A 22,777-nucleotide genomic window follows, 5' to 3' on the forward strand; every position below is an offset into this window, starting at 1 on the left:
CTAAAGTTTGAGCATGAAAGATTAATGTTTTCCTCGAAGGCTAAAAATTTTTACTGTCAATTTTAGTGAGAGTTAAATTAACCGTTTTCCTGGCTAAAAAGGGAGTTTAAGGCTTAAATTTTAGTCGGATTCACCAGCTAATATACCTTTTTCCCTATTTAAAATTGGTCAACACCCCGTAAATTGCCCAAATTGCCATCGCCCGCAAATAGTGACTCGCCCGAAAAGTCCCCCCCGCCGTAATCGCTTCCGGCGTGCGAAACTGCAACCCATTCTCATAAATCTGCTTCACCACCGCATCCGTCAATTTAAAAGCTTTCTCCTCCATCCCCATCTGTACCAAAAAAGCAGCCAACCCAAAATTAATCCCCGTCCAAACTTCCAAAGGATGAGTCGCATTCGGATTTTCAGGCGAACCGTTCAGCATCACCCCATTTGCCGCACCGAACTCGCCCTCATTGAACTTCAAAAAGCAAGAATCGTACACAGTTTCTAAAGCGCTGGCTGCACATTCTGGCGGCACAATATCCGGTAATCCTAACAGCTTCGCGTAAAATTGACCGCACAATTGGTCTGCCATCACCACTTCGGAATTACTCTCGCTGTCCAAACGATAATATTGACCGTTCCACAGTTTTTCTTGATAGCTCGGTCTTGCTTGTAGCAGCCAACTGTGATATAATGCTATCTTTGCTGGAGGGTTAGGAATTATCTCCGGTGCTGCATCTTCTAAGATTTCGCCGATCGCGATCGCAGCCTCCAGCGCCGCCAACCACAAACCCCCGCAATACGCACTTATCCCCCGCATTTGCCAGTCATCAAACGTCTGATCCGGTGCTCCCGAATTCTCAGGAATTCCGTCCCCATCCTCATCAAAAGTTTTCAGATAAGCCAAAGCCTCAACTATTGCCGGCCAACACTCTTGCAAAAACTCGCAATCTGTGCCGCCAGTCAATAGGAAATCCCGATAAACCTGCAACACAAAATCGCACGGCAAATCCTTCCACAAATTGCAATCTTGATAGCTAGTATAATTCGTTTTCTCCCAAGGATGTTCGTTAGGAGCACCCAAATCGTGCGGCGTCGCCCCCACAGCTTTTCTAATAGCCGAAGCTTGATTCCAGCCAATAATTCTCGGCGTATCGTCTCCGGCAGAAATTGCCCTAGCGAACGCTAAAACCACCGACTTTTCCAAATCCGGCCACAGCATCAACAAAGCAAAAGAACCGTAAAGCCGCACGTCCAAACTTTCGTACCAGCGGTAATCAATGCACTCCAAAACCGCAAATTGGCCCTTGGGATCGCGTTCGTCAGCCGCACTCCACAGAGTACCGCCGTCTGTCAGGGCGTATAACTCATTAAACAGCGCCATTTTAAAACTGTCTGACAAATCTTTCCGTTCTAAAATGGGTTTTTGCCAAGCTTCAATATTTTCGCGCCAAGTATCGGAATGCTTCATTGCAGTGCGAATAATCGGCCAAGCATTTTTGCCGTTGCGGCCGAAGAAATCCGTATAGCGGCGGTAGTACCAAACTCCCGATGCAAACTCAGTAACGGGCAAATCCCAAGCTATAATAAAGGGGATTTTGCGCGTTTTTCCCGGTCGAAGAGTAAAGCGAACTGCGATCGCACAAGCCAACTGTTCTCCTGTGGCTGCGGCTGTCTCGTCTCTGTCATCCAACAAGAAACCTTCAGCAGAAAAGTTCCGCCAAATATCCTCGCCATTCCCCGCCGGGTTCCAGCGAGTTTGATAGAATACTTCGACCGCCGGATTAGTAATAGTTGCGATCGCCCATTGTCCATCCCCCTCTTGCGGTTCGTCCTCAGCAGTCAACCGCGTCATCACGCAACCGATTCGGTGAAAATCTTCCACCAACAAATTTAAATTTCCGGCACTTTCTCCCCACCTGGGTTGATAGTCATAAAATGGACTGCCATCATCTCGAACCATCACTTTCGGTGACTTGTTGGCATTAGTAAACCAACCAACAATATTCTCCCAAGTCAGCATGATGCTGAGAGTAATCGGCGCATCTGTAGGATTGTGCGCCACCCATTCAAACATGGCAACTGGGTAACTGCTTTCCTGATAATTGTTCGGCAAAATTGGCGAAAATTGCTCGCAGCTTAATTTAGCCTCAAACACATTTTCATAAACAAACCAACTGCGCGGATACAAAGCATGATAAGTCCCAGAAGAGTGAAATTTTTCCTTTTCTTCCCTTCTTCCGTCTGCCTTCAGAATTCCATCCGTTACATCCGTTACATAATCCGTTGCCGAACTTCCTTCTTTTGGATACCATTTCCAACTAGATAAACTGCCATCGGTAGGCGGTTCAGTGGACAGTGCGAAAGCTTGTTTCTTGCCTTGAGTTTCTTCAAAAACGCTGAATTGACAAGCGGGCAAACTGCGAAAAATGTGCTCGCCGCCGTCAATGTGCCAGAGGTTGAAGTCGCCGCGGGACGATCGCCCGATGCAGCCGGCACCGAACCCGCCCAGAGGCATTCCGTGCCAGGGCCCGTCGTCGAGATTGCTTGCGTAGCGGACTGTATAGGGATTCTCCCAACCGAGGCCGATGGGACGTTTCCATGCCTGTGGGGGGATGTTTGGATTGGATGTGCGATCATTATTCATGTGATTAATCTTAGCGCTCGATCGAGACTTGACAAATTTTTTTATTTAAGTTTAAACTTTTCTCGCGCAAACGAATCCCGATATTTCCGACTATTGTTGACTCTTTATTGTTGAGTTAAACCAATTGGGTTCAGCGTTCCCGAATTCATCAATTCTCCAATCTCAAATCTCAAATCGGTTCAACGATCGCCTAACGGGGCAGAATATCATCTAGGCGAAGTTGCAAGCTTTTTAACAGAGGAGAAATAATCGGTTGACCGAGGCGAAATTGCTGCTGGGTGTAATCTTGGTCAATCAGTTGGCAAACGGTGATAGTAGGTTGTTTTGGTTTACCGATAAAAGCCACGCCCCCCAATCCGCGATAATCAACTATCCAATATTCGGCAATTCCTAAAAGAGCATATTCTTCAACTTTTCTGGCGTAATCGGTTTCCCAATTAGTGCTGACTACTTCTACCACCAATTTAACAGATCGCCCCAGCGTTATCACAGGTTCTCTTTCCCAAAGAGGTTCGCTGACAATAGCAGTTTCATCTAATACGACAATATCAGGACGGCGGGCAGTAGCTGCATCTGAGAATGGACGGATCAAACAAGTGCGGGGAATGAACCAAGGTAGTTTTTCGGCTGCGATGGCGATGCCGATTTGAGTTGCTAGTTTACCGCTGACGGTTTCGTGGGGGCCTGTTGGTTCCATGTCAACTAATTCTCCGTCAGCGAGCTCGTAGCGGAAGTTGTCACAATATTGATCGAGGAATGTTTCAAAAGTTAAGATTTTTGGCGCAGTGTAAGCCATTGGAAACTAATAGTTTTTTGCTAAAAATCTTATTGTATCAACTAACCAAATCCCAAATCAGAACCTTTCCCCGCGTGAACCAGAGCCAACTTTTCGTAACGCTTAGCGTGTTCCACCAACTCCGCCGCTTCTTCCTCAGAGACATCCCGCAGGCGTTTGGCAGGCACTCCCGCAACTAGCGTGTGAGGGGGAACGTCCTTGGTGACAACCGCCCCTGCACCCACGATAGAGCCTGTTCCCACCCTGACTCCATCGAGGACGATCGCCCCAATCCCGATCAGGCAGCCCCGTTCAATGTAAGCTGAGTGAATCACAGCTCGGTGTCCCACTGTCACGAAATCTTCCAAAACCGTAGGTTTCCCAGGATCGCCGTGCAGAATTGCTCCATCTTGGATATTGGTACTTGAGCCGATCGCAATTCGCTCTACATCCGCCCGCACCACCGCCCCGTACCAGATACTAGCGCCCGCAGCCACCTCTACCCTGCCGATGACAACAGCGCCTTCAGCGACAAAAGCCGCTTGGGATAGATCAGGTCTTGGCCAATAGGAAGGAAGTGCAGACAGAGATTCGTTGAGATTGCTCATTTGTTGGTCGATCGTTATACTTCTAGCAGATTAGCTGGTTGTTCATACGGGATATAATAAAAGTATTTGGCACTTTTGCAGAGAAAATATGCTGGGACGCAAATAAATGATTGAAGTTGCCTTGCAATACCCGATGTTTGGCCCGGAAATTCAGTGTCCCCACTGTCGCCAAACAATTCCGGCTCTAACGCTAACGGATACCTATTTGTGTCCGCGTCACGGGGCATTTGAGGCAGATCCAAAAACGGGGGAACTGGTTCACCTTCAGTCTGGGCGGCACTGGCGCCGCTGGGAGAATGAATGGTATCGCCAGCACACCCACCCGGACGGGATTCGGTTTGAAATTCACGAAGCGCTCGATCGACTGTATACTCAAGGCTACCGAGCAACTCGCGTGATCGTTGCCCAACGCTATCGGGACTTAATCAGCGCTTATTTGGAACGCAGCACGCCTTGGCGCGGTCAGTCGGAATCGCCGCGGCCGAGGCTGTACGGTTTGCCTGTGGATTTTAGCCCCGATCCCCAAGAGGACCCTTGCTGGGAAGTGATTAATTTTGATTTGGAAAAAGAGCCGGGAGTTCCGATTAGATATCCCTATTTTCGGTTGTTTGAATAAGTGAAGGAAGAAGGAAGAGGGAAGAGGGAAGAAGGAAGAGGGAAAAGGGAAGAAGGTTCTATTGCTTTCGCGCTAAAGAGGCGACCGTTTTTAATTCCGAATTCCGAATTTACCCTCTAAAATCTAAAGTCCCAAGCCGGAATTCCTACTTCCCTTCTAAAATCTAAAATCTAAAATCTAAAATCTAAAATCGAATGCACCACGCCTCGATTCGCACTGCTAACATTCACCGGGCGATCGCCTTTTACGAACAGTTGGGATTTACTGTGAGCGATCGCTTTACCACAGGTTACACCCTGGCCTGTTGGATGGAAGGTCTCAACGGACGCATCGAACTAATTCAAATCCCGGAACCAAAACCCGCACCGGATGCTTTCGGAGACGAGCATTATGTTGGATATTATCATTTATCTTTCGATTTAACTGAAGCGACAACTGACTTGCCTAGCTGGTTGCAGTCTCTGAAAGATCGGTTTGAGGAAGCTGCTAAAGACCAACCAAACCAGTTTCAAGCTTTGAAAGTTTTATTAGAACCGACTCAACAGGCGATCGGGCAAAATGTTTACGAAGTAGCTTTTATTGCCGATACAGACGGTTTGCCCTTAGAGTTTATCCGGCGGATGAATAGCTAATTAAGTCTGAGTTGCAACACTTCAGAAATCCCATCAGCGTGCATCTGTGTTCATCTGCTGATATCTGCAGTTAAAAAATCCCCATCCCACTAATTTGCTTTAATCACGAACTCAATTAACCAATAACTAAGTAGAGAAAAGAAGGAAGCAGGAAGCAGGAAGAATGCTCATAGAGCAAACTTTTTAGCCATCTGTATCTTACGTTTAATTAGGTTGATTTACTTAATAACCAATAACTAATCAATAAAAACAAAACCCGCCGATGCGGGTTTCATCTTCATGCTTATTGTTAACTACTGACGGTTTCAACTACTTCTTAGGAACAACAACCTCATTAGCAGCAACGGGACGGGTCGAGGAAGCGGTAGTTTTCAAAAGTGCGATCGCCTGCGCGTAGCAAGGATCGTCCTGAGTCGCCACCAACATCGGTTTGTTAGCTAATTTCAGCTTTTGTTCGTCGGTGACTTCTACCTTAATATCGGGAGTAACTCCCTTTTGGCTGATATCGATACCGTTGGGAGTATAGTAGTGGGCGATCGTCACCGCCAATCCCGAACCGTCAGCCAAAGAATGCACCGACTGCACCAAAGCTTTGCCAAAAGTTTGGCCGCCCATCACAGTTGCGCGCTTGTTGTCCTTCAGAGCACCTGCCAAAATCTCGCTGGCGCTGGCCGAGTTGTCGTCCACCAGCACCACCAAAGGCTTGTCAGTGAGCGCAGTGCGATTTGCCTTCATTTCCTGAGAATCGCCCGCGCGATCGACTGTGCGGACGATCGCCCCTGTATCCATCCACATCCGAGCGATATCAATGCTCACTCGCAGCAAACCACCGGGATTGCCCCGCAAATCCAACACAAAAGCGTCAGCTTTCTGATCCGAGAGCTTTTTAATCGCTGCCTGCATTTGTTCGCCCGCGTGGGAGCTAAACTCTTGCAAACGGATGTAACCGACATTCTGACCGCCTTCATTCTTGAGGCTGTAGCGAACCGCTGCTACCTCAATTCTCGCCCTAGTCAGAGTGATATCAAACTCGCTTTTGCCCTCACGAACAATTCGCAGCGTGACTTTCGTACCTTCGTCGCCCCGAATTACCTGAGCCGCATCCGATACAGTCATGCCTTTGGTAGTTTTGCCGTCAATCACCAAAATCGTATCGCCCGCTAGAATCCCTGCCTTCAGGGCCGGCGAATTTTCCATCGGCTCGACTACCCTAATCGCTTTCGTTTTCTCGTCTTCTTCCAGCCTCATCCCCACCCCTGTCAGTTCCCCAGAGGTTTGATTCGTCAGGGCTTCGTACTGCTTCGGGTCCATGAAGCGCGTGTACTGGTCGTTTAATTTCTCTAGGGCTTTACGGAGAGCGGTGTAAGCAGCTTCGCGAGAGGTATAGTTTTTGCTCAACAGTTCTTGGCGGGTCAATTGCCAGTCAGTCTTGTTAAAGCTGCCATCAACATACTCTCGGTTGACAATTTGCCAAGCTTCGTCTAAGACAGCTTTGGGGCTATCTTGAAGCTCGGCGCGGACTGATTGGCTCAGGCCGGGAACGAGTAAAGATATCGAAGCGGTTGTTGCCATCGCCCCACTGAACAGGGCTGCCTGTAATTTAGAAAAGCGTCTGCGGGCTTGATTCATTGAATTTGGCTCAATTCGATTTTAGATTTTTGATTTGAGATTTTATATTGCTAAAAAATCTCACACTACTACTTAAACTATTGTGTGGAGGCTCCACCATCCCTTTGGACAGTTTAACGAGATTTATTGTCGATCGCCAACCAATTATTACTCTCTTTCAATAAACTTAATTTAAAACTTGGATTTAAAAGTGCCGTGGAAGCTAAAATCGAAAAATTTTCGCGTAAGTGGTTGAGCCTGCTCGTTAATGGAGCTATCGGTCTAGCAGCGCTGGCGGGGGTCGTTACCATGCAGTCTAGCGGGCAGTTGGGCGGAATGTCCCCAGTTCGCGTTCAAGGGCAAAAGCCACTCTCTGCAATGTCTGCTGCCAGTTTCAAGCAAGCCGCACAGCAAGAGGCGCAGCAAGAAGCCTTGCGGCTAAAAATGCTCAAAACTATCCCTAGTTTTGGATTTGATAATTTAATTGCAGATTGGACATTTCTTAAATTTTTGCAGTATTTTGGCGACGACGAAGCCCGAGATGTGACGGGTTACGATCTGAGCCAAGATTATTTTGACATAGTTACGCAGCGCGACCCGCGGTGGGCGGACATCTACCTGTTTCTTTCCACAGCTATTTCTTTTTATCAGGGAAAGCCTGAAACTGCTGTTAACTTTATAGAGCGTGGTACTAGGGCCCTTGCCGTTTCGCCGCAACTTCATTCCCAATCCTGGATAGTGTGGCGAACTAAAGGTCTTGATGAGTTGCTGCTGTTGGGGGATATTCCCGACTCAATTCGCTCCCACGAAATGGCCGCTGATTGGGTGGAAGGAAGCCCGGAAGGGCCGAAATTGGCGCCGATGTTTCGAGCAACTGCTGAGTATTTACGCCGAGATCCCGATAGCGTGCCGGTGCGATTTACTGCTTGGAGCACGGTTTATGCTCAAACAACTGATAAGGTGGTGCGTCAAAGGGCGAAACAAGCTCTTGTCAAGTTGGGAGCTCAGGTGCAAAAAGATAAGGATGGAAACGAGAGCTTTATTTTGCCGCCTCGAAAGTAGTTGACGGTTGACTGTTGACGGTTGACTGTTGACTTTAATTCTCCAATCTAAAATCTAAAATCTAAAATCGGCTTGAGTTAGTTCGCGCCATTCACCGGGTTTTAAACCTTCCAGACGCAAAGGCCCGATCGCACATCTGACTAGCCGCAGCGTCGGAAACCCCACTGCTGCGGTCATTCGGCGCACTTGGCGGTTCCTGCCTTCTGTGAGAGTCATTTCCAGCCAAGCTGTCGGCACGTTTTTGCGAAATCGAATCGGCGGTTCGCGGGGCGGCAAAGCGGGTTCTTCTAACAATAATTGCACTTTTGCCGATCGAGTCCGATAATCTTGAATTGTGACACCTGTCTGCAAAGCGGCGATCGCACTTGCATCGGGAATTCGTTCCACTTGCACCCAGTAAGTGCGGGGATGAGCGAATTTCGGGTCACTGAGGCGGTGCTGCATTTGTCCGTCATCGGTTAGCAGCAACAAACCTTCACTATCGCGATCGAGCCTTCCTACTGCATAAATGTTAGGAATAGGAATATAGTCTTTGAGAGTGCTGCGTTTAGTTTCGCTGGAGTTGTCAGTGAATTGAGTTAAAACGTCGTAGGGTTTGTAAAATAGAATGTAGCGATAGGGCATAAGCAATTAACAAAAATCTACTAATCTCCATAATCCTGTAAGGGCGGGTTTCACCGACAATAATTGCCTAAAATTGACCATCTCCAAAACCCGCCCTCACCCAACGGCAATATGAATAAACTTACACCTAATTTTACCATGCCCGAAGCCACTCACCGCGTTTGCATCGTCTTAGGAACTCGCCCGGAAGCGATTAAACTCGCCCCAGTAATTCAACTTTTCAAAAGTTCGCCAACCTTTGACACCCAAGTAATTTTAACCGGTCAGCACCGAGAAATGGTCGAGCAAGTAATGCGAATGTTCGATCTAAAAGCCGATCGGGATTTAGCAATTATGCAGCACCAGCAAACCTTGACCGATATTACTTCTCGGAGTTTGCAGGGTTTGGAAGCCTTGTTTAAAGAATTGCAGCCCGAAATCGTGTTAGTTCAGGGCGATACAACGACAGCGTTTGCCGCTACTTTGGCTGCATTTTACCAGAAAATACCCGTAGGTCACGTAGAAGCCGGATTGCGGACAGACGACGTGTTGAATCCTTACCCCGAAGAGGCTAACCGACGGTTGATATCTCAGCTCACACGGCTGCATTTTGCCCCGACAGAGCTGGCCCAAGAGAATTTAGGGCGATCGGGCGTTTTAGGAGAAATTCACCGCACAGGCAACACAGTAATCGATGCTTTGCTTTCTGTCGCCAAACGCCAACCAGAATGCAACATTCCCTCTTTAGACTGGAGCAAATATCGCACTATCTTAGCAACAGTTCACCGCCGCGAAAATTGGGGCGATCCCTTACAAGGAATTGCTTACGCATTTCTCCAAATCTTAGATAAATTTCCCGATACAGCTTTACTACTACCCCTGCACCGAAATCCCACTGTTAGAGAACCTTTGCAAGCTCTTTTGGGCGACCATCCAAGAGTATTCTTAACTGAACCTTTAGATTACGCAGAATTAGTAGGAGCGATTCAAAGATGTCATTTAATTTTAACAGATTCGGGTGGCTTGCAAGAAGAAGCACCTAGTTTGGGCAAGCCAGTTTTAGTATTGCGAGAAACCACAGAAAGACCAGAAGCAATTTCCGCAGGAACCGCTAAACTTGTAGGTACGAATTCTGATACAATTTTCACAGCAGCGGCTGAATTGCTCAGCAATTCAGAAGCATACAACGCAATGGCAATGGCAATTAATCCCTTTGGGGACGGTTTGGCAGCCTCGCGGATTTTGAAAATTGTTGAAGACTATTTTAGTTAGCTACCCCTCGATTATTCGGCGGTTGAAACCGCAATTACACAAACTCTCGTCCCCGCAGAGGGGGACTAATTCCTGGTAAAAAAACTCGGTTTCTACCTCCCTTCCCGAATTACCAATCCCCACCGCCACCCCCACCACTATAGTCGCCCCCGCCAAAGCTACCCCCGGAGTCGCTACTGCTACTGCTAATGCTGTAGTCACTACTGCTACTGCTGTAGTCACTGGGGTTATTGCCCTGATAACGGCTGCGGGAGGGGAAAGGAGATTTCCCAGAAAATAAGCTGCCCAATATCCTGAAGATAATGAAGCAAGGTATAAATGCTATGAATAACAACCCAAGTAAGTCATAGATTGGATTCGATGAATCTTCACCTGTGGATGTACTATTGCTAATAACTGGCGATTGACTAGGTATTGGTGACGGTTTCACCCCTTGAGATGGTACGATTGGAGCCAAAGGCAGCGTGATTTGAGATTGAGCATTTACCGTCGGAGTTTGTAAAACATTTACTAATGCCTTTGTCCCCGCTAATGTGCCCCCGTCAAAGTCCTGCTGTTTAAATCGGGGCGTAATTTCGGTTTTAATTACACCCACTGCTTTAGCATCCGGCAAAATGCTTTGAATGCCAGAACCTGTTTCAATTTGAACGCGGCGTTCCCGCGACGAAATCAACAATAAAACTCCGTTATTTTTACCTTTCTTGCCAATACCCCAAAAGTTAAATAATTCTGTAGCAAATGCTTTGGGTGTCGTCGATGGCTTAGTTTCAGGAACTGTCACAACAGCAATTTCTGAGCCGTTTTTCGCCTCTAAATCCGAAATCATTTGATTTAGCTGAGTTTCGGTGCTGTCGCTGAGAATGTTTGCCTTGTCCGTTACCCAAGTGTTATTTACTTGGCTGGGATTCGGTACTTCTTGTACTGTTATAGCTTGGCTCGTTACAGGAAATGCAATTGCCGTAAAGCAAAGCAAACTGCTCCAGATTATTTGTTTATTGCTAAATTGTAACTGCATTGCTTCAGTCTCCTGAATAAGTGCTAGTCTGAAATTGACATATATCTGTCCACCTAATTACAATTAAATAACCAGCTCGCGGTGATGTAAATTCATATTATTCAAAAGTTGGGTTCATAAAAATCCTAATTTTAGGTGCGCCATAAGCACTTTACCTTTATAGCCCTGCACGCACGGGTGGCTAGAAACCGGGTTTTTAACCAAAACAATTGCTGAAAACCGTCAATCTCGGTTCAAAAACCCGGTTTCTTAGTGGGCGAGTGCGAGTGCGAACGAATTTAAATATTTTTAAGGAGAGGGAACTGGTGGCAGAAAATTGCGGCTGCCTTTATAACCAGATAAAATAGCCAGTTTTTCCAAAGAGTGCCTGCCCGTGTAATATTTACCCCGAATTTCCCAAGTGGGGTAAGCTTTAATATTTGCCGCTTTGCACAAATCTGGTTGAGCATCTTTGCCTCTGGGATCGCACTCAATGTAAGTAATCGCCGTAAATGCTTCTTTGCCGAAAAGTTCTTGTTGCGTGTGACAGTTAGGACACCAGTAAGCGCCGTAGAGTCTAGCTTTGATTGTCTGCAAATGGGTTGCTAAAGCTATTTGATCCGGCACGGATTCACTGCGAATAGGTGGCGCTTCTTGTTCGGTAACAGGCTGTGCGAAAGGGGGAGGAGGAGGGAGGGTTTGTGCTAATTTTTGAGTAGATTTGTTGCTGAAACTGAACTGTGCAATTCTTCCGTCTGCTTTGGTAGTGACGAAAATCCCCAAAGTCAGAAAAATGCCGATCGCACAAAAGTTGAATTTGCTTACTCTCATCTTGGATTTCATCTTGAATTTACTAGGATTTCGCGAGCTTGATTCATAGCCTCTACAGCATTGTTTACCACAAAGATGTTAAATTGTGCTAAACCTTGAAAAAAAAGTTGACTTTCACGGCTGTGATTTAACAATATAACTTGTTTGTTAGCTTTGAGGGCGAGCGCAATTTCCGAAGCAGTGCCCGTGCCCATACCGCAGGCAATTATTACGTCTGAAGAAAGAATGTTAATATTATTTCTGGCGTTTCCCATATCGGTGACAATGGCAATATCTACAGCTTCAGAAATGCCACGAGTGTCATTTCCCGGAAGGATGCCGACTGTTAAACCGTTAGCTGATTTTGCTCCTTTGTTGGCGGCATCCATGACGCCGACATTTCTACCGCCACTTAGCAATATCCATCCTGCTTCGGCGATGAGTTGTCCGAGTTGATAGGCATTTCCTAAGTCTGTTGATGTGGCACTTTCGCCCGGACCCATGATGCCGATTATGATTTTTTTCATATCATAGTTTAGGGTTGAATATATTGCATTCTTGACAGATCGAGAACCCTTCTGAATCTGGGTGAGAAAGGGCTCTCGATCTTTCTTAGCCAGATGCCGCAGCCTCACCTGTCACAATCGGTTTTTATTTATTTTTATCCAACAATATTTGGTATAATTGAGTATGATTTTATGTAAAAAAATAGATCAGTTTTTAGAAGCCTACGCCTCATTAATTTATGTAAAAACTTTAATTAATTGGATTAATAAATAAGTATATTTATGTATAATACTCCTGAAAAAGGGAGAATAAGCGATCGCACATCCCCCTTTTTCTGGATCGTGCAGCCGTTGGAGACTTCGATACAAAGCACAGAGACAAACGCTTTCACGCTTAAATCGATGTGAAGCTCTTCTTTCAAACTTCAATCATTCGAGTTTCACACCCGTTTCCTGCGGGAAAAGCCCTACAATAAATTAAAAAATCTCCCCAACAATCATCCCCGCCAATATGACAAACCCCACCCAAACATTTTGGCGAAAGATTTGACCGTAAACAAGCTTAGGAAGCTCCGCATTCCGCAGTTGACTGTACTGCAAAAACCACAAAATAGCCGCCGCAATAATTGCCATCCAAAAGCCAATGTGCAAGTGCAGATTAACTCCCATTGCCGCTAACAAAACCACTGTACCAACAAAGAAAAAACCCACAGCATTAGCAGCATTATCCCCGAAAAAAATCGCGCTGGAATTCACCCCCAAACGCACATCGTCTTCCCGATCGCTCATCGCATAAACTGTATCAAATCCCATCGTCCAAAACACGACTGCACCCCACAGCAGCCAAGTCGCTAATTCTAATTCATTAACGGCGGCGCTCCAACTAATTAAAACTGCAAAACCCCAGGCTATTGATAACACTAATTGCGGCACTGGAAAGAATCTTTTTGCCAGCGGATAGCAGATAATTACTGGTACGGCGGCGACACACAGCCAGAAGCTTAAAGGATTGAGATAAAAAGCGAGAATCGCGGCGCAAGCAAAGGAAATTAATGCAACTCCTATTCCAGTTTGCACGGTGAGGGCGCGGGATGCTAGGGGGCGCGATCGAGTTCTTTCTACTTCGGGATCGATATCGCGATCCCATAAGTCGTTGATGACGCATCCAGCCGCACTTGTGGCTAAGGTACCCAACACAATCACGCCCACCAATGCTGCGGGCGGCTTCCCCTCTGCTGCTAAAAAGACGGCCCACAGGGCTGGAATCATTAAAATGAGCCTTCCTGCTGGTTTGTCCCATCTCAAAAGCCTCACGACGGTTAGCAATGTGGATTCGGGTTGGCGATCGGACTCTGTAAGCATTTCGATTGTAGATTGGAGATTTTTAACTCTAAATTTTATCAAATTTTAGGCACAATCACTTATTATCTGTGGTGCCGATCGCACTTCTGCCGGAATTTCAAACAGGTGAAAGTCTTGGTCAGCCAGCAGTTCCAGATTTTTGCTGATTTAATAGAATGCCTCACTGGATTCGTGAAATAATCATAAATATCTGTCAACCCCGATACTCCAATGGTTAATTCACTTGCTTCTGCGGAGTCAAATCGCATTATTGCTGCTATTGATATGGGTACTAACTCATTTCACATGGTGGTGGCGCGCATCGATCCGAAATTGCCCGCATTTACGATTATTGCTAGAGAAAAAGATACGGTTCGGTTGGGCGATTGCGAGGCAAAAACAGGGCGCTTGAAGTCCGAGGTTATGGAAAGGGCGATCGCCACTCTGCGCCGTTTTCTAGATATTGCTAAAACTTTCAATGCTGAACAAATTATCGCTGTGGCTACGAGTGCAGTTCGGGAAGCCCCTAACGGGCGGGATTTTCTCAAACAAGTTGCTGAAGAATTAGACCTGAATGTGAGTTTAATTTCTGGTCAAGAAGAAGCGCGGAGAATTTATCTCGGTGTTCTTTCGGGTATGGAGTTTAACAATCAGTCCCAGGTAATTATTGATATTGGGGGCGGTTCTACGGAGTTGATTTTAGGAGACAGTTCTGAGCCTCGCTGTCTCACCAGTACAAAAATTGGTGCTGTTCGCTTAACAGGACAATTTGTCAAAACTGACCCGATTACTAGGGAGGAGTTTGCTTATTTGCAAGCTTATATTCGGATTTCGCTGGAAAGACCGATCGACGAATTGCGCTCTCACTTCAATGCGGGCGAACCTTTGCGCTTGATTGGCACTGCTGGAACAATCGAAACTCTGGCTGCAATTAACGCTCGCGAAAAGTTTGGAACAGTACCTAGTCCGCTGGCTGGATATCAGTTAAGTTTAAAAGATTTGCGCGATTTAGTCAATCGCTTTCGCAAACTTTCTTACTCGGAAAGGTTGGCAATTCCAGGAATGTCGGACAAGCGGGCGGAAATTATTCTGGCAGGCGCTTTGATTTTGCAGGAAGCTATGACACTATTAGGAATTGAATCGCTGACTGTGTGCGATCGCTCTCTGAGGGAAGGTGTAATAGTTGACTGGATGCTGGCCCACGGTTTAATTGAAAACCGCTTGCGCTATCAAGGTTCAATCCGCCAGCGCAGCATTCTGCACATGGCTAACAAATATCAAGTCAATTTAGAACAAAGCGAAAGAACCGCAGCATTTGCGCTCAATTTTTTCGACCAAACTCAAGGAATTCTACACAATTGGGGAACCGAAGAACGCGAGTTGCTGTGGGCTGCCGCGATTCTGCACAACTGCGGTTTGTACGTCAGCCATTCAGCGCACCACAAGCATTCTTACTATTTAATTCGCAATGGTGAGTTATTGGGATACACTGAAACAGAGATTGAAGTAATTGCCAATTTGGCTCGCTATCACCGGAAGAATCCTCCTAAAAAGAAGCACGAAAATTTTATTGTTCTCCCAAAAACTTACCGAGAATTAGTCAGTAAATTGCATCCTTTTCTGCGGTTAGCTGTGGCTTTAGATAGGCGGCAAATCGGCGCAATTTATGATTTTAAATGCCAACACCGCCCGGAAGTTAGAGAGTTTCACTTGCGGCTACAACCGCTCAATCCCGAAGACGATTGCGCTCTAGAACTGTGGAGTTTGGATTATAAAAAGCCGTGTTTTGAATATGAGTACAATCTCAAATTAGTGGCAACTTTGGAACCGACTCTGATTCCGGTTTAAATACAAAGCCGAGCCTGGAAACGAGAGACTGTAGGCTGCGAAGTACGCACCCTACAGTTTCAACTTAACCCCAAGTCTAGTACCAATATTGTGTTTGACTCCATACTCCTCGCGATCGCCCTAGCCTGCCTTCTGAAGGCAGGATGGATTAATTTCAGATAGGATAAATCAATGCGATATGACTATTTGCTGACGCTATACGAAAGATTTAAGTAGTGTCTCATATCATGTCCGATCGAGCGACCGCGATTTTTGTAGGGGCTGCCCTCACCAACAATACCTGCCAATAATTGACAATCTCAAAAACCCGCCCAGACCGAAATATTATGGTTAATCGATCGGACATGATATTAGGAATAATTCTGATACAACCAGATTCGATATTATATCTACAAACCAGGTAGCCCAATTACTGTAAAATCCTGTTGAGTGATGAGATTAGCTGATACGCCTTTTAGGCTAGCTAAGATTTGATCTGTGTTGGAAATTTTGATAAAAGTTGTAGTGTTTTCTTCAAATATGCTGAGTCGATCGACCGTTAACCCTCCCGTTAAAATTAATAAATCTTCACCTTGCCTAAAATCAGCGATTACATCGTGGCCTTCACCCGCAGTCAAGAAAAAGTAATCGCGCCCGCTTCCCCCTTGCAGCGTATCGTTTCCGAAGTCTCCCATCAACCAGTCGTCGCCCATTCCCCCAATCAAAGTATCATCACCCTTACCCCCGTACAGAGTATCGCTACCGTCACCGCCGCACAATTGATCGGCATCTTGATTACCAAAAATTAAATCATTGCCGCTGCCGCCGCACAAATAATCTTGTTGACTGCTAGCATCCATCGCGATATTGTCAATATCTCCGAAAATCGTATCCTCGCCATCGCCACCGCAGATGCTGTCATTTCCCAAATCTCCAAACAGCAAATCATTGCCAGAATCGCCGCAAATTATATCGTTATCTTTGCCGCCATGTAAGGTATCATTGTCGTTGCCGCCGCTGAGAGTATCTTCGCTTTCTTGTCCGTACAAAACGTCGTTGCCGTTATTGCCAAAAAGCAAATCTTTTCCTGTCAAGTCACTGTCAGACGCATCAAAAGTGCCCCCAAATAAACTGTCATTACCTTCATCGCCAAGCAGGGTATCGTTGCCTTTGTCACCCCAAACTACGTCATTATCTTTGCCTGCGATCGCCACATCATGATCTTTACCCCCATAAATAATGTCATTCCCAGCGTGACCGATGAGATAGTCGTTATTTTCGTTGCCAAATATAGTGTCGCTGTCTGCATCCGCGCCAACAGTAACTGGGCTAGCAAAGCCGCCGTAAATATTGTCGTTGCCGAGAAAGCCATTTAGCCAGTCGCTGCCGTTGAAACCGTTGATGATGTCATTAATATCGCTGCCGGTTAGAGTATCTTTATCGTCAGTACCGTTGAGGATATTTTCAGGGATATTGGGGCCGGGAATGGAAGTGCGATCGGGTAAAGTGATTCGATCGCACATACAGTCTTCCGAAGCAGCAGGAATTAGCGCAGGTGTGGGGGTTTCGGTTGTTGGAGATGTGGTTGGGGCGATCGAATTCTGATTGGCGATCGGCGTTTCCCCAGGTTTAGCCGTCGGAATTGGAGTTTCCGCAGATGTTGAAATTGGCGTCGGAATTGGTGTCGGAGTTTCCCCAGGAATTAGCGTCGGAATTGGAGTTTCAGCAGGAATTGGCGTCGGTGTCGGAATTGGAGTTTCCGCAGGCGTCGGAGTTTCAGCAGGAATTGGCGTCGGTGTCGGAATTGGAGTTTCCGCAGGCGTCGGAGTTTCAGCAGGAATTGGCGTCGGTGTCGGAATTGGAGTTTCCGCAGGCGTCGGCGTCGGAATGGGCGTCGGTGTCGGAATTGGAGTTTCCGCAGGTGTCAGAGTCGGGGTTGGCGTCGGAATTTCCCCCGGTGTCAGAGTCGGGGTTGGCGTCGGAATTTCCCCCGGTGTCGGAGTCGGTGTCGGAGTTGGAATTTCCGCAGGTGTCGGAGTCGGTGTCGGAGTTTCCGCAGGCGTCGGAATTGGAGTTTCCGCAGGCGTCGGAGTCGGTGTCGGAATTGGAGTTTCCGCAGGCGTCGGAGTCGGTGTCGGAGTTTCCGCAGGCGTCGGAATTGGAGTTTCCGCAGGCGTCGGAGTCGGTGTCGGAATTGGAGTTTCCGCAGGCGTTGGAGTCGGTGTCGGAGTTTCCGCAGGCGTCGGAGTCGGAGTCGGAATTGGAGTTTCCGCAGGCGTCGGAGTCGGTGTCGGAGTTTCCGCAGGCGTCGGAATTGGAGTTTCCGCAGGCGTCGGTGTCGGAGTTTCCGCAGGCGTCGGAGTTGGAGTTTCCGCAGGCGTCGGAGTCGGTGTCGGAGTTTCCGCAGGCGTCGGAGTTGGAGTTTCCGCAGGCGTCGGAGTCGGAGTTGGTGTCGGAGTTTCCGCAGGCGTCGGAGTCGGTGTCGGAGTTTCCGCAGGCGTCGGAGTTGGAGTTTCCGCAGGCGTCGGAGTCGGAGTTGGTGTCGGAGTTTCCGCAGGCGTCGGAGTCGGTGTCGGAGTTTCCGCAGGCGTCGGAGTTGGAGTTTCCGCAGGCGTCGGAGTCGGAGTTGGTGTCGGAGTTTCCGCAGGCGTCGGAGTCGGTGTCGGAGTTTCCGCAGGCGTCGGAGTTGGAGTTTCCGCAGGCGTCGGAGTCGGAGTTGGTGTCGGAGTTTCCGCAGGCGTCGGAGTCGGAGTTGGTGTCGGAGTTTCCGCAGGCGTCGGAGTCGGTGTCGGAGTTGGAATTTCCGCAGGTATCGGAGTCGGTGTCGGAGTTTCCGCAGGCGTCGGAGTTGGAGTTTCCGCAGGCGTCGGAGTCGGAGTTGGTGTCGGAGTTTCCGCAGGCGTCGGAGTCGGAGTTTCCGCAGGCGTCGGAGTCGGAGTTGGCGTCGGAATTTCCGCAGGCGTCGGAGTCGGAGTTGGCGTCGGAATTTCCGCAGGTGTCGGAGTCGGAGTTGGCGTCGGAATTTCCGCAGGTGTCGGAGTCGGAGTTGGAGTTGGAGTTTCCGCAGGCGTCGGTGTCGGAGTCGGAGTTGGAGTTTCCGCAGGCGTCGGTGTCGGAGTCGGAGTTGGAGTTTCCGCAGGCGTCGGTGTCGGAGTTGGAGTTGGAGTTTCCGCAGGCGTCGGTGTCGGAGTCGGAGTTGTATCTACAATAGTCAAAACAGCACTATAAATCGCTCCTAAATCTGATCCATTAGTGGGATTATTCAGAGTTAAATTAACAGTTTCATCCTCTTCTATCTCTGAATCATCAACAATGGGAATCGTGAAAGTTTGAGTGGTTTCGCCAATGCCAAAATTTAAGGTTCCCGATGTCTGGTTATAATCGCTGCCAGCATTAGCTGTTCCATTACTTGTACTGTAACTGACAGCAGCAGCCACATTAGTAGCATCAGTGCGAGTAACAGTAATTGTGGCAAAATTACCGTTTTCATTAACGCTGTAATTTGCGGCACTAAAGTTAAATGTGCCTGGATTGGTGAGATTGATAATGAACGCTTGGGTGTCAGAAGTATCGAGCCCGTCGTTCTCTCTACCGCCATTATCTTTCAGGTTCAGAGTGATATTAGCACTGCCGATCGCCCCCGGCACCGGTGTAAAGGTTAGCGTCCCCACCGAGTCGATCGCCGGTGGTACACTAAACAAAGCAGCATTATCATTCCCTACCACTTGAAAAGCCACAGTTTGTCCCGATTCGTTAGGGCCTGGAGAAATCGCAGTCGCCCATCTGGGGATGATTTGTGGCCCCGAATTGCTGCTGAGAGTGCGATCGACTCCTTTGACAAACGAAGGTGCATCGTTGACTGGATTAACTGCGATCGAACTTGTTAAACTATTAGTGCTAAACGGCGTTGTTCCCCCGGTAACAGAAGCATTGACGCCGGCAGTACCGTTACCCACTCCGTTACTTCCATCCCACGCCCGAAAAGTAATTGTTGGTTCGCTTCCTGGGGTACTGTAATAGTCTGGGTTGGGTACAAAGCGGACTCTCGCAGGCGTTTGCAGGGAAACCCGCGTCAGGTTGATGTTAGCTTGGGCGGAGGTAGTGCCGTCACCGAGGAATAGAGAATTAGGAGTTTCGTAAGGATCGATCTGGTCGCTAAATCCTGAATAATCGCGCAGCGGGCCGCTTAGTATGATATCGCTGCCATCGGAAAGAAAGTAATTGTCACCTTGAACTCTGAGAGTGTAGTTAGTAGCAATATTGGTGTTATAAGCAAAATTCTCGGCTGCAACAAATAAGCCGTTGGTTTGTCCGCCTGGGTTGGGAGTAATGCCGTCGCCTTGTGCAAAGATATTGCCAGAAGTTGCAGATAGCTGCTGGAAACCGATTTCAATCGCTTTGCGATCGCTAGTAACAGCAACAATGCTAAAACCAGCCCGATTTTGATTAGTGCGGGATTCCGAGATAATTTGGAGATTAAAAGACAGGCTAAAGCCTGTAGTGCGATCGAGCGGAGGAAATGACGGATTTAAAGGATTATTTCTATAGCCAGCATAAATACTATTGGTGGCAGTGCTGTTTAAATTAACTCCATTACCGTTAAAAAATTCGGAAGCTGTTGCGGTAGGAGAAGCAAGATTTAAGTTAGTCAAAGACAGCCAATTTTGAGCAGTGGGAGTGTTACCAAGTAAGCCATTATAAAGAGGAGTCGGGCCTAGTAGGGTTGCTGAACTTTCCGACACTGTGCCGAAATTTGTCCAAGTATTGCCGTCCGTTGAAAATTGCCAGTTACCGTTAGTATTGTCTGCTGCGGTGACTGCGACACCCAAAGGATCGCCATTAGCGTCACTTCCTAACTCGCTAGTGAGGTTAAAAATACTAAAGCCTGTGTTATCTGCGCTGGGTATATCTTCATTAATTGCGAGCAGCGGATTCACATTAAGATCTGCCCAACTCGGAGCAATGTTAACCGGCCGATTGCGGAGACTGTTAATATAAATAGTATTAATTCCGCCGTTGGGTAAACCCAAGGAGCCGGGACTATCTATAGTATAACTAGCAGTTCTGTTGATGCCGCCAATATCGCTCACAAACTCGACATTACCCCCGTTGCTTGGTGCTGGAATTTGCACCTTAGCTGCACTCCCAAATGCTCCGTGTGTTCCTGATGTCCTCCAGGCGAGGGAATCAACAGAAGTAATTCCCGCACTGCTAGTATCTACCCAAACAATATCTGATGCTGCAAAATCCCCAGGCAAATTTCCGGCTGGGAGCAGCTTTGTCAAAAATCCACCTGCGGGACTCAATCGAATGTTCCAATCGTTGTTTGTTCCCGACGGTATGGGGTTGTAGGCAATCTCTTGATTAGCAACCGAACCGCCGATCGTAAGTATTGTTCCTGCTTTAAACACAGGAGCAATACTTGCCATATTAGTAAATCGATAAGCTGAATATTTAGCGGTAGTTGGATCAGTTGAGTCGCCTACAAAATAGCTCTGAAGCTGAGTTGCACTTACATCTTCTGTGAGCAGTAACTCTACATACTCGTTGCCTGTAATGTTTCCAGTATCCCGCCGGAATTCGTTAATAATTATCTGTCCCATCTAGATGCACCTAAATTTGAGATGATTATGTATTAGCTATCAACTAATGTTTTTTTTACGTTAAATCTTTTTATTTACGTAAATACACTGTCAGTAGTTTGTCCGTAGAGTGGCTTGTTTAAGTCATTTTTATTACTAAAATAATATCTGGAGTTCTGAGTAGTGTCAAGCAAAAGCTTGGATTATTGTCGATCGCACTCCTGGACACAAAAAGTGATTTGATATCAATTCAGGTTGCACGAGCGATATGATTTTTGAGTGTTGACTGTTGACTAAAATTATGCTTTCGGGATAACTGACTGTTTGGACATTGGAACAATACCGATGCAATCGGAAACGATATGATTTGACACACTACTAATAGCGGTAAGCAGCGCGTTGCCCACTCTACATAATTAACTAAGGTGCGTACTCCGCACCTTAGTTAATTAATTTGTGCTTACCCGAAGATGGTAAAATCATTCACACCGAGCGCACTAGCTTGCACTCCATTCAAAGCAGCTAACAGTTGACCGTTCTCACCAATCCTGATGAAAGCTGCATTAGCGTTTTGGGTAATACTAAGTTGACCAAAAGTTAGGCCACCCGCTAACACCAGCAAATCTTCCCCTATTGTGAAATCAGTAATTTGATCGCTGCCTTCACCTACTGTTAAAACAAAGCGATCGCGCCCAATGCCGCCGCTGAGAATATCATTGCCCAAACCCCCTATCAGACAATCGTCGCCTTTACCCCCGTAGAGAGTATCGTTGCCCTCCTCGCCGCATAGCTTGTCACTACCGCCGTTGCCAAACATCAAATCATTGCCAGCACCGCCGCACAGGGAATCAGGCTCACCGTTAAAGTTGATCGCGCTGTCTCCGAAAATAGTATCGTCCCCGTCGTCGCCGCAAATGCTATCACTGCCGCGATCGCCCAACAGCAGATCGTTGCCAGTACCCCCCACCACAACGTCATTGCCCTTGCCGCCGTAAACCGTATCGTTGCCCTCTTCGCCGCTTAGAGTGTCTGCAGCATCTCCCCCATTCAAGAAGTCGTTGCCAGCACCGCCAAACAGCAAATCGCGTCCATTCGAGTCAGGGCTAGACGGGTCAAAACTGCCTCCAAACAAGCAGTCGTTACCCTGAGCCCCAACTAGAGTGTCATTGCCCTTGTCGCCCCAAATCAAGTCATCGTCTTTGCCGCCGATCGCCACATCATCGCCCTTACCCCCGAAAATGCGATCGTCGCCGCCGGCGCCGTTGAGGTAATCATTGCCATTGCCCCCAAACAGCAAGTCTTTGTCTGCATTGGGACCAAGGGGGATATTGCTGGGCAGTCCCCCGTAAATATTGTCGTTGCCTTTTTGGCCAAGCAGAATGTCGTCGCCGTTGAAACCGCTGATAACGTCGTTGAGATTGCTGCCGATGAGGAAGTCGTCGCCGTCAGTGCCATTGAAAGTGCGATCGACTGAATTCGGGCCCGGAATCGAACTGATCGCGGGTAGGGTAATCTGTTCGCAAATGCAATCGGCATCGCCGCCGCCAACGCTGTCAGAGTCAACAGGAGTTCCCGTTGGAGTCGGAGTTCCCGTCGGAGTCGGAGTCGGAGTTCCCGTTGGCGTTGGAGTTCCCGTTGGCGTTGGAGTTCCCGTTGGCGTTGGAGTTCCCGTGGGAGTTGGAGTCGGAGTTCCCGTCGGAGTTCCCGTGGGAGTCGGAGTCGGAGTTCCCGTGGGAGTCGGAGTCGGAGTTCCCGTGGGAGTCGGAGTCGGAGTTTCCGTGGGAGTTGGAGTCGGAGTTCCCGTGGGAGTTGGAGTCGGAGTTTCCGTGGGAGTTGGAGTCGGAGTTTCCGTGGGAGTTGGAGTCGGAGTTTCCGTGGGAGTTGGAGTCGGAGTTTCCGTGGGAGT

The 22,777-nt window shown here is 47.8% G+C and carries 16 protein-coding genes; 5 read left to right on the plus strand and 11 right to left on the minus strand.

The features are described 5' to 3' along the window. Positions 1 to 154 precede the first annotated feature (154 nt). The 3 genes from NDI35_RS25615 to NDI35_RS25625 form a co-directional block, all read right to left on the minus strand. On the minus strand, positions 155 to 2,635 hold the full coding sequence (locus NDI35_RS25615; RefSeq protein ID WP_445315182.1) for a GH116 family glycosyl hydrolase: 2,481 nt from the start codon (positions 2,633 to 2,635) through the stop codon (positions 155 to 157). A 190-nt stretch (positions 2,636 to 2,825) separates the two neighbouring features. After that, on the minus strand, positions 2,826 to 3,431 hold the full coding sequence (locus NDI35_RS25620) for a Uma2 family endonuclease (RefSeq protein WP_445315183.1): 606 nt from the start codon (positions 3,429 to 3,431) through the stop codon (positions 2,826 to 2,828). 41 nt (positions 3,432 to 3,472) lie between these two features. After that, a complete protein-coding gene (locus NDI35_RS25625; RefSeq protein ID WP_445315184.1) occupies positions 3,473 to 4,018 on the minus strand; it encodes a gamma carbonic anhydrase family protein in 546 nt (181 codons plus the stop codon). A gap of 106 nt (positions 4,019 to 4,124) precedes the next feature. On the opposite strand from NDI35_RS25625, the gene NDI35_RS25630 reads away from it, so the two are divergent. Both NDI35_RS25630 and NDI35_RS25635 read left to right on the plus strand, forming a co-directional pair. Beyond that, positions 4,125 to 4,634, plus strand: a complete 510-nt coding sequence (locus NDI35_RS25630; RefSeq protein WP_006631343.1) for a TIGR02652 family protein — start codon at positions 4,125 to 4,127, stop codon at positions 4,632 to 4,634. Positions 4,635 to 4,828: 194 nt separating this feature from the next. Then, positions 4,829 to 5,266, plus strand: coding sequence for a VOC family protein (locus tag NDI35_RS25635; RefSeq protein WP_190693504.1), 438 nt, complete (start codon positions 4,829 to 4,831; stop codon positions 5,264 to 5,266). Positions 5,267 to 5,575: 309 nt separating this feature from the next. Here NDI35_RS25635 and ctpB read toward each other — a convergent pair whose 3' ends face one another. Next, complete coding sequence (gene ctpB, locus NDI35_RS25640) at positions 5,576 to 6,895, minus strand: carboxyl-terminal processing protease CtpB (protein WP_445315185.1); 1,320 nt, start codon at positions 6,893 to 6,895, stop codon at positions 5,576 to 5,578. A 195-nt stretch (positions 6,896 to 7,090) separates the two neighbouring features. On the opposite strand from ctpB, the gene NDI35_RS25645 reads away from it, so the two are divergent. Further along, positions 7,091 to 7,936 (plus strand): hypothetical protein, encoded by an 846-nt coding sequence (locus tag NDI35_RS25645; protein WP_445315186.1) that lies wholly within the window; start codon positions 7,091 to 7,093, stop codon positions 7,934 to 7,936. 54 nt (positions 7,937 to 7,990) lie between these two features. Here the strand turns inward: NDI35_RS25645 and NDI35_RS25650 are convergent, their stop codons facing one another. Then, positions 7,991 to 8,560: a pseudouridine synthase gene (locus NDI35_RS25650; protein ID WP_445315187.1), complete on the minus strand. Its 570-nt coding sequence runs from the start codon at positions 8,558 to 8,560 to the stop codon at positions 7,991 to 7,993. 111 nt (positions 8,561 to 8,671) lie between these two features. Here NDI35_RS25650 and wecB point away from each other — a divergent pair, with 111 nt between their 5' ends. Next, positions 8,672 to 9,811: a non-hydrolyzing UDP-N-acetylglucosamine 2-epimerase gene (gene wecB / locus NDI35_RS25655; RefSeq protein WP_445315188.1), complete on the plus strand. Its 1,140-nt coding sequence runs from the start codon at positions 8,672 to 8,674 to the stop codon at positions 9,809 to 9,811. A gap of 109 nt (positions 9,812 to 9,920) precedes the next feature. Here the strand turns inward: wecB and NDI35_RS25660 are convergent, their stop codons facing one another. The 4 genes from NDI35_RS25660 to NDI35_RS25675 all read right to left on the minus strand — a co-directional run bounded on the left by NDI35_RS25660 (position 9,921) and on the right by NDI35_RS25675 (position 13,483). Continuing rightward, positions 9,921 to 10,826, minus strand: a complete 906-nt coding sequence (locus NDI35_RS25660; protein ID WP_445315189.1) for a TPM domain-containing protein — start codon at positions 10,824 to 10,826, stop codon at positions 9,921 to 9,923. A gap of 288 nt (positions 10,827 to 11,114) precedes the next feature. Continuing rightward, the gene (locus NDI35_RS25665; RefSeq protein ID WP_445315190.1) at positions 11,115 to 11,636 is read right to left on the minus strand and encodes a hypothetical protein; all 522 of its coding nucleotides are present in this window, start codon (positions 11,634 to 11,636) and stop codon (positions 11,115 to 11,117) included. Positions 11,637 to 11,644: 8 nt separating this feature from the next. Beyond that, positions 11,645 to 12,142: a TIGR00725 family protein gene (locus tag NDI35_RS25670; RefSeq protein ID WP_445315191.1), complete on the minus strand. Its 498-nt coding sequence runs from the start codon at positions 12,140 to 12,142 to the stop codon at positions 11,645 to 11,647. 456 nt (positions 12,143 to 12,598) lie between these two features. After that, a complete protein-coding gene (locus tag NDI35_RS25675) occupies positions 12,599 to 13,483 on the minus strand; it encodes a 4-hydroxybenzoate solanesyltransferase (protein WP_445315192.1) in 885 nt (294 codons plus the stop codon). Between the two features lie 210 nt (positions 13,484 to 13,693). Between NDI35_RS25675 and NDI35_RS25680 the strand changes: the two genes are divergently transcribed. Further along, positions 13,694 to 15,310, plus strand: coding sequence for a Ppx/GppA phosphatase family protein (locus tag NDI35_RS25680; RefSeq protein ID WP_445315193.1), 1,617 nt, complete (start codon positions 13,694 to 13,696; stop codon positions 15,308 to 15,310). A 389-nt stretch (positions 15,311 to 15,699) separates the two neighbouring features. Here NDI35_RS25680 and NDI35_RS25685 read toward each other — a convergent pair whose 3' ends face one another. Beyond that, on the minus strand, positions 15,700 to 20,892 hold the full coding sequence (locus tag NDI35_RS25685) for a choice-of-anchor Y domain-containing protein (RefSeq protein ID WP_445315194.1): 5,193 nt from the start codon (positions 20,890 to 20,892) through the stop codon (positions 15,700 to 15,702). A 439-nt stretch (positions 20,893 to 21,331) separates the two neighbouring features. Beyond that, positions 21,332 to 22,777 (minus strand): calcium-binding protein (locus NDI35_RS25690; RefSeq protein ID WP_445315195.1); only part of this gene is annotated, 1,446 nt, incomplete at its 5' end.

The organism is Microcoleus vaginatus FACHB-2002, assembly GCF_040004035.1.
Classification (GTDB): domain Bacteria; phylum Cyanobacteriota; class Cyanobacteriia; order Cyanobacteriales; family Microcoleaceae; genus Microcoleus; species Microcoleus vaginatus_C.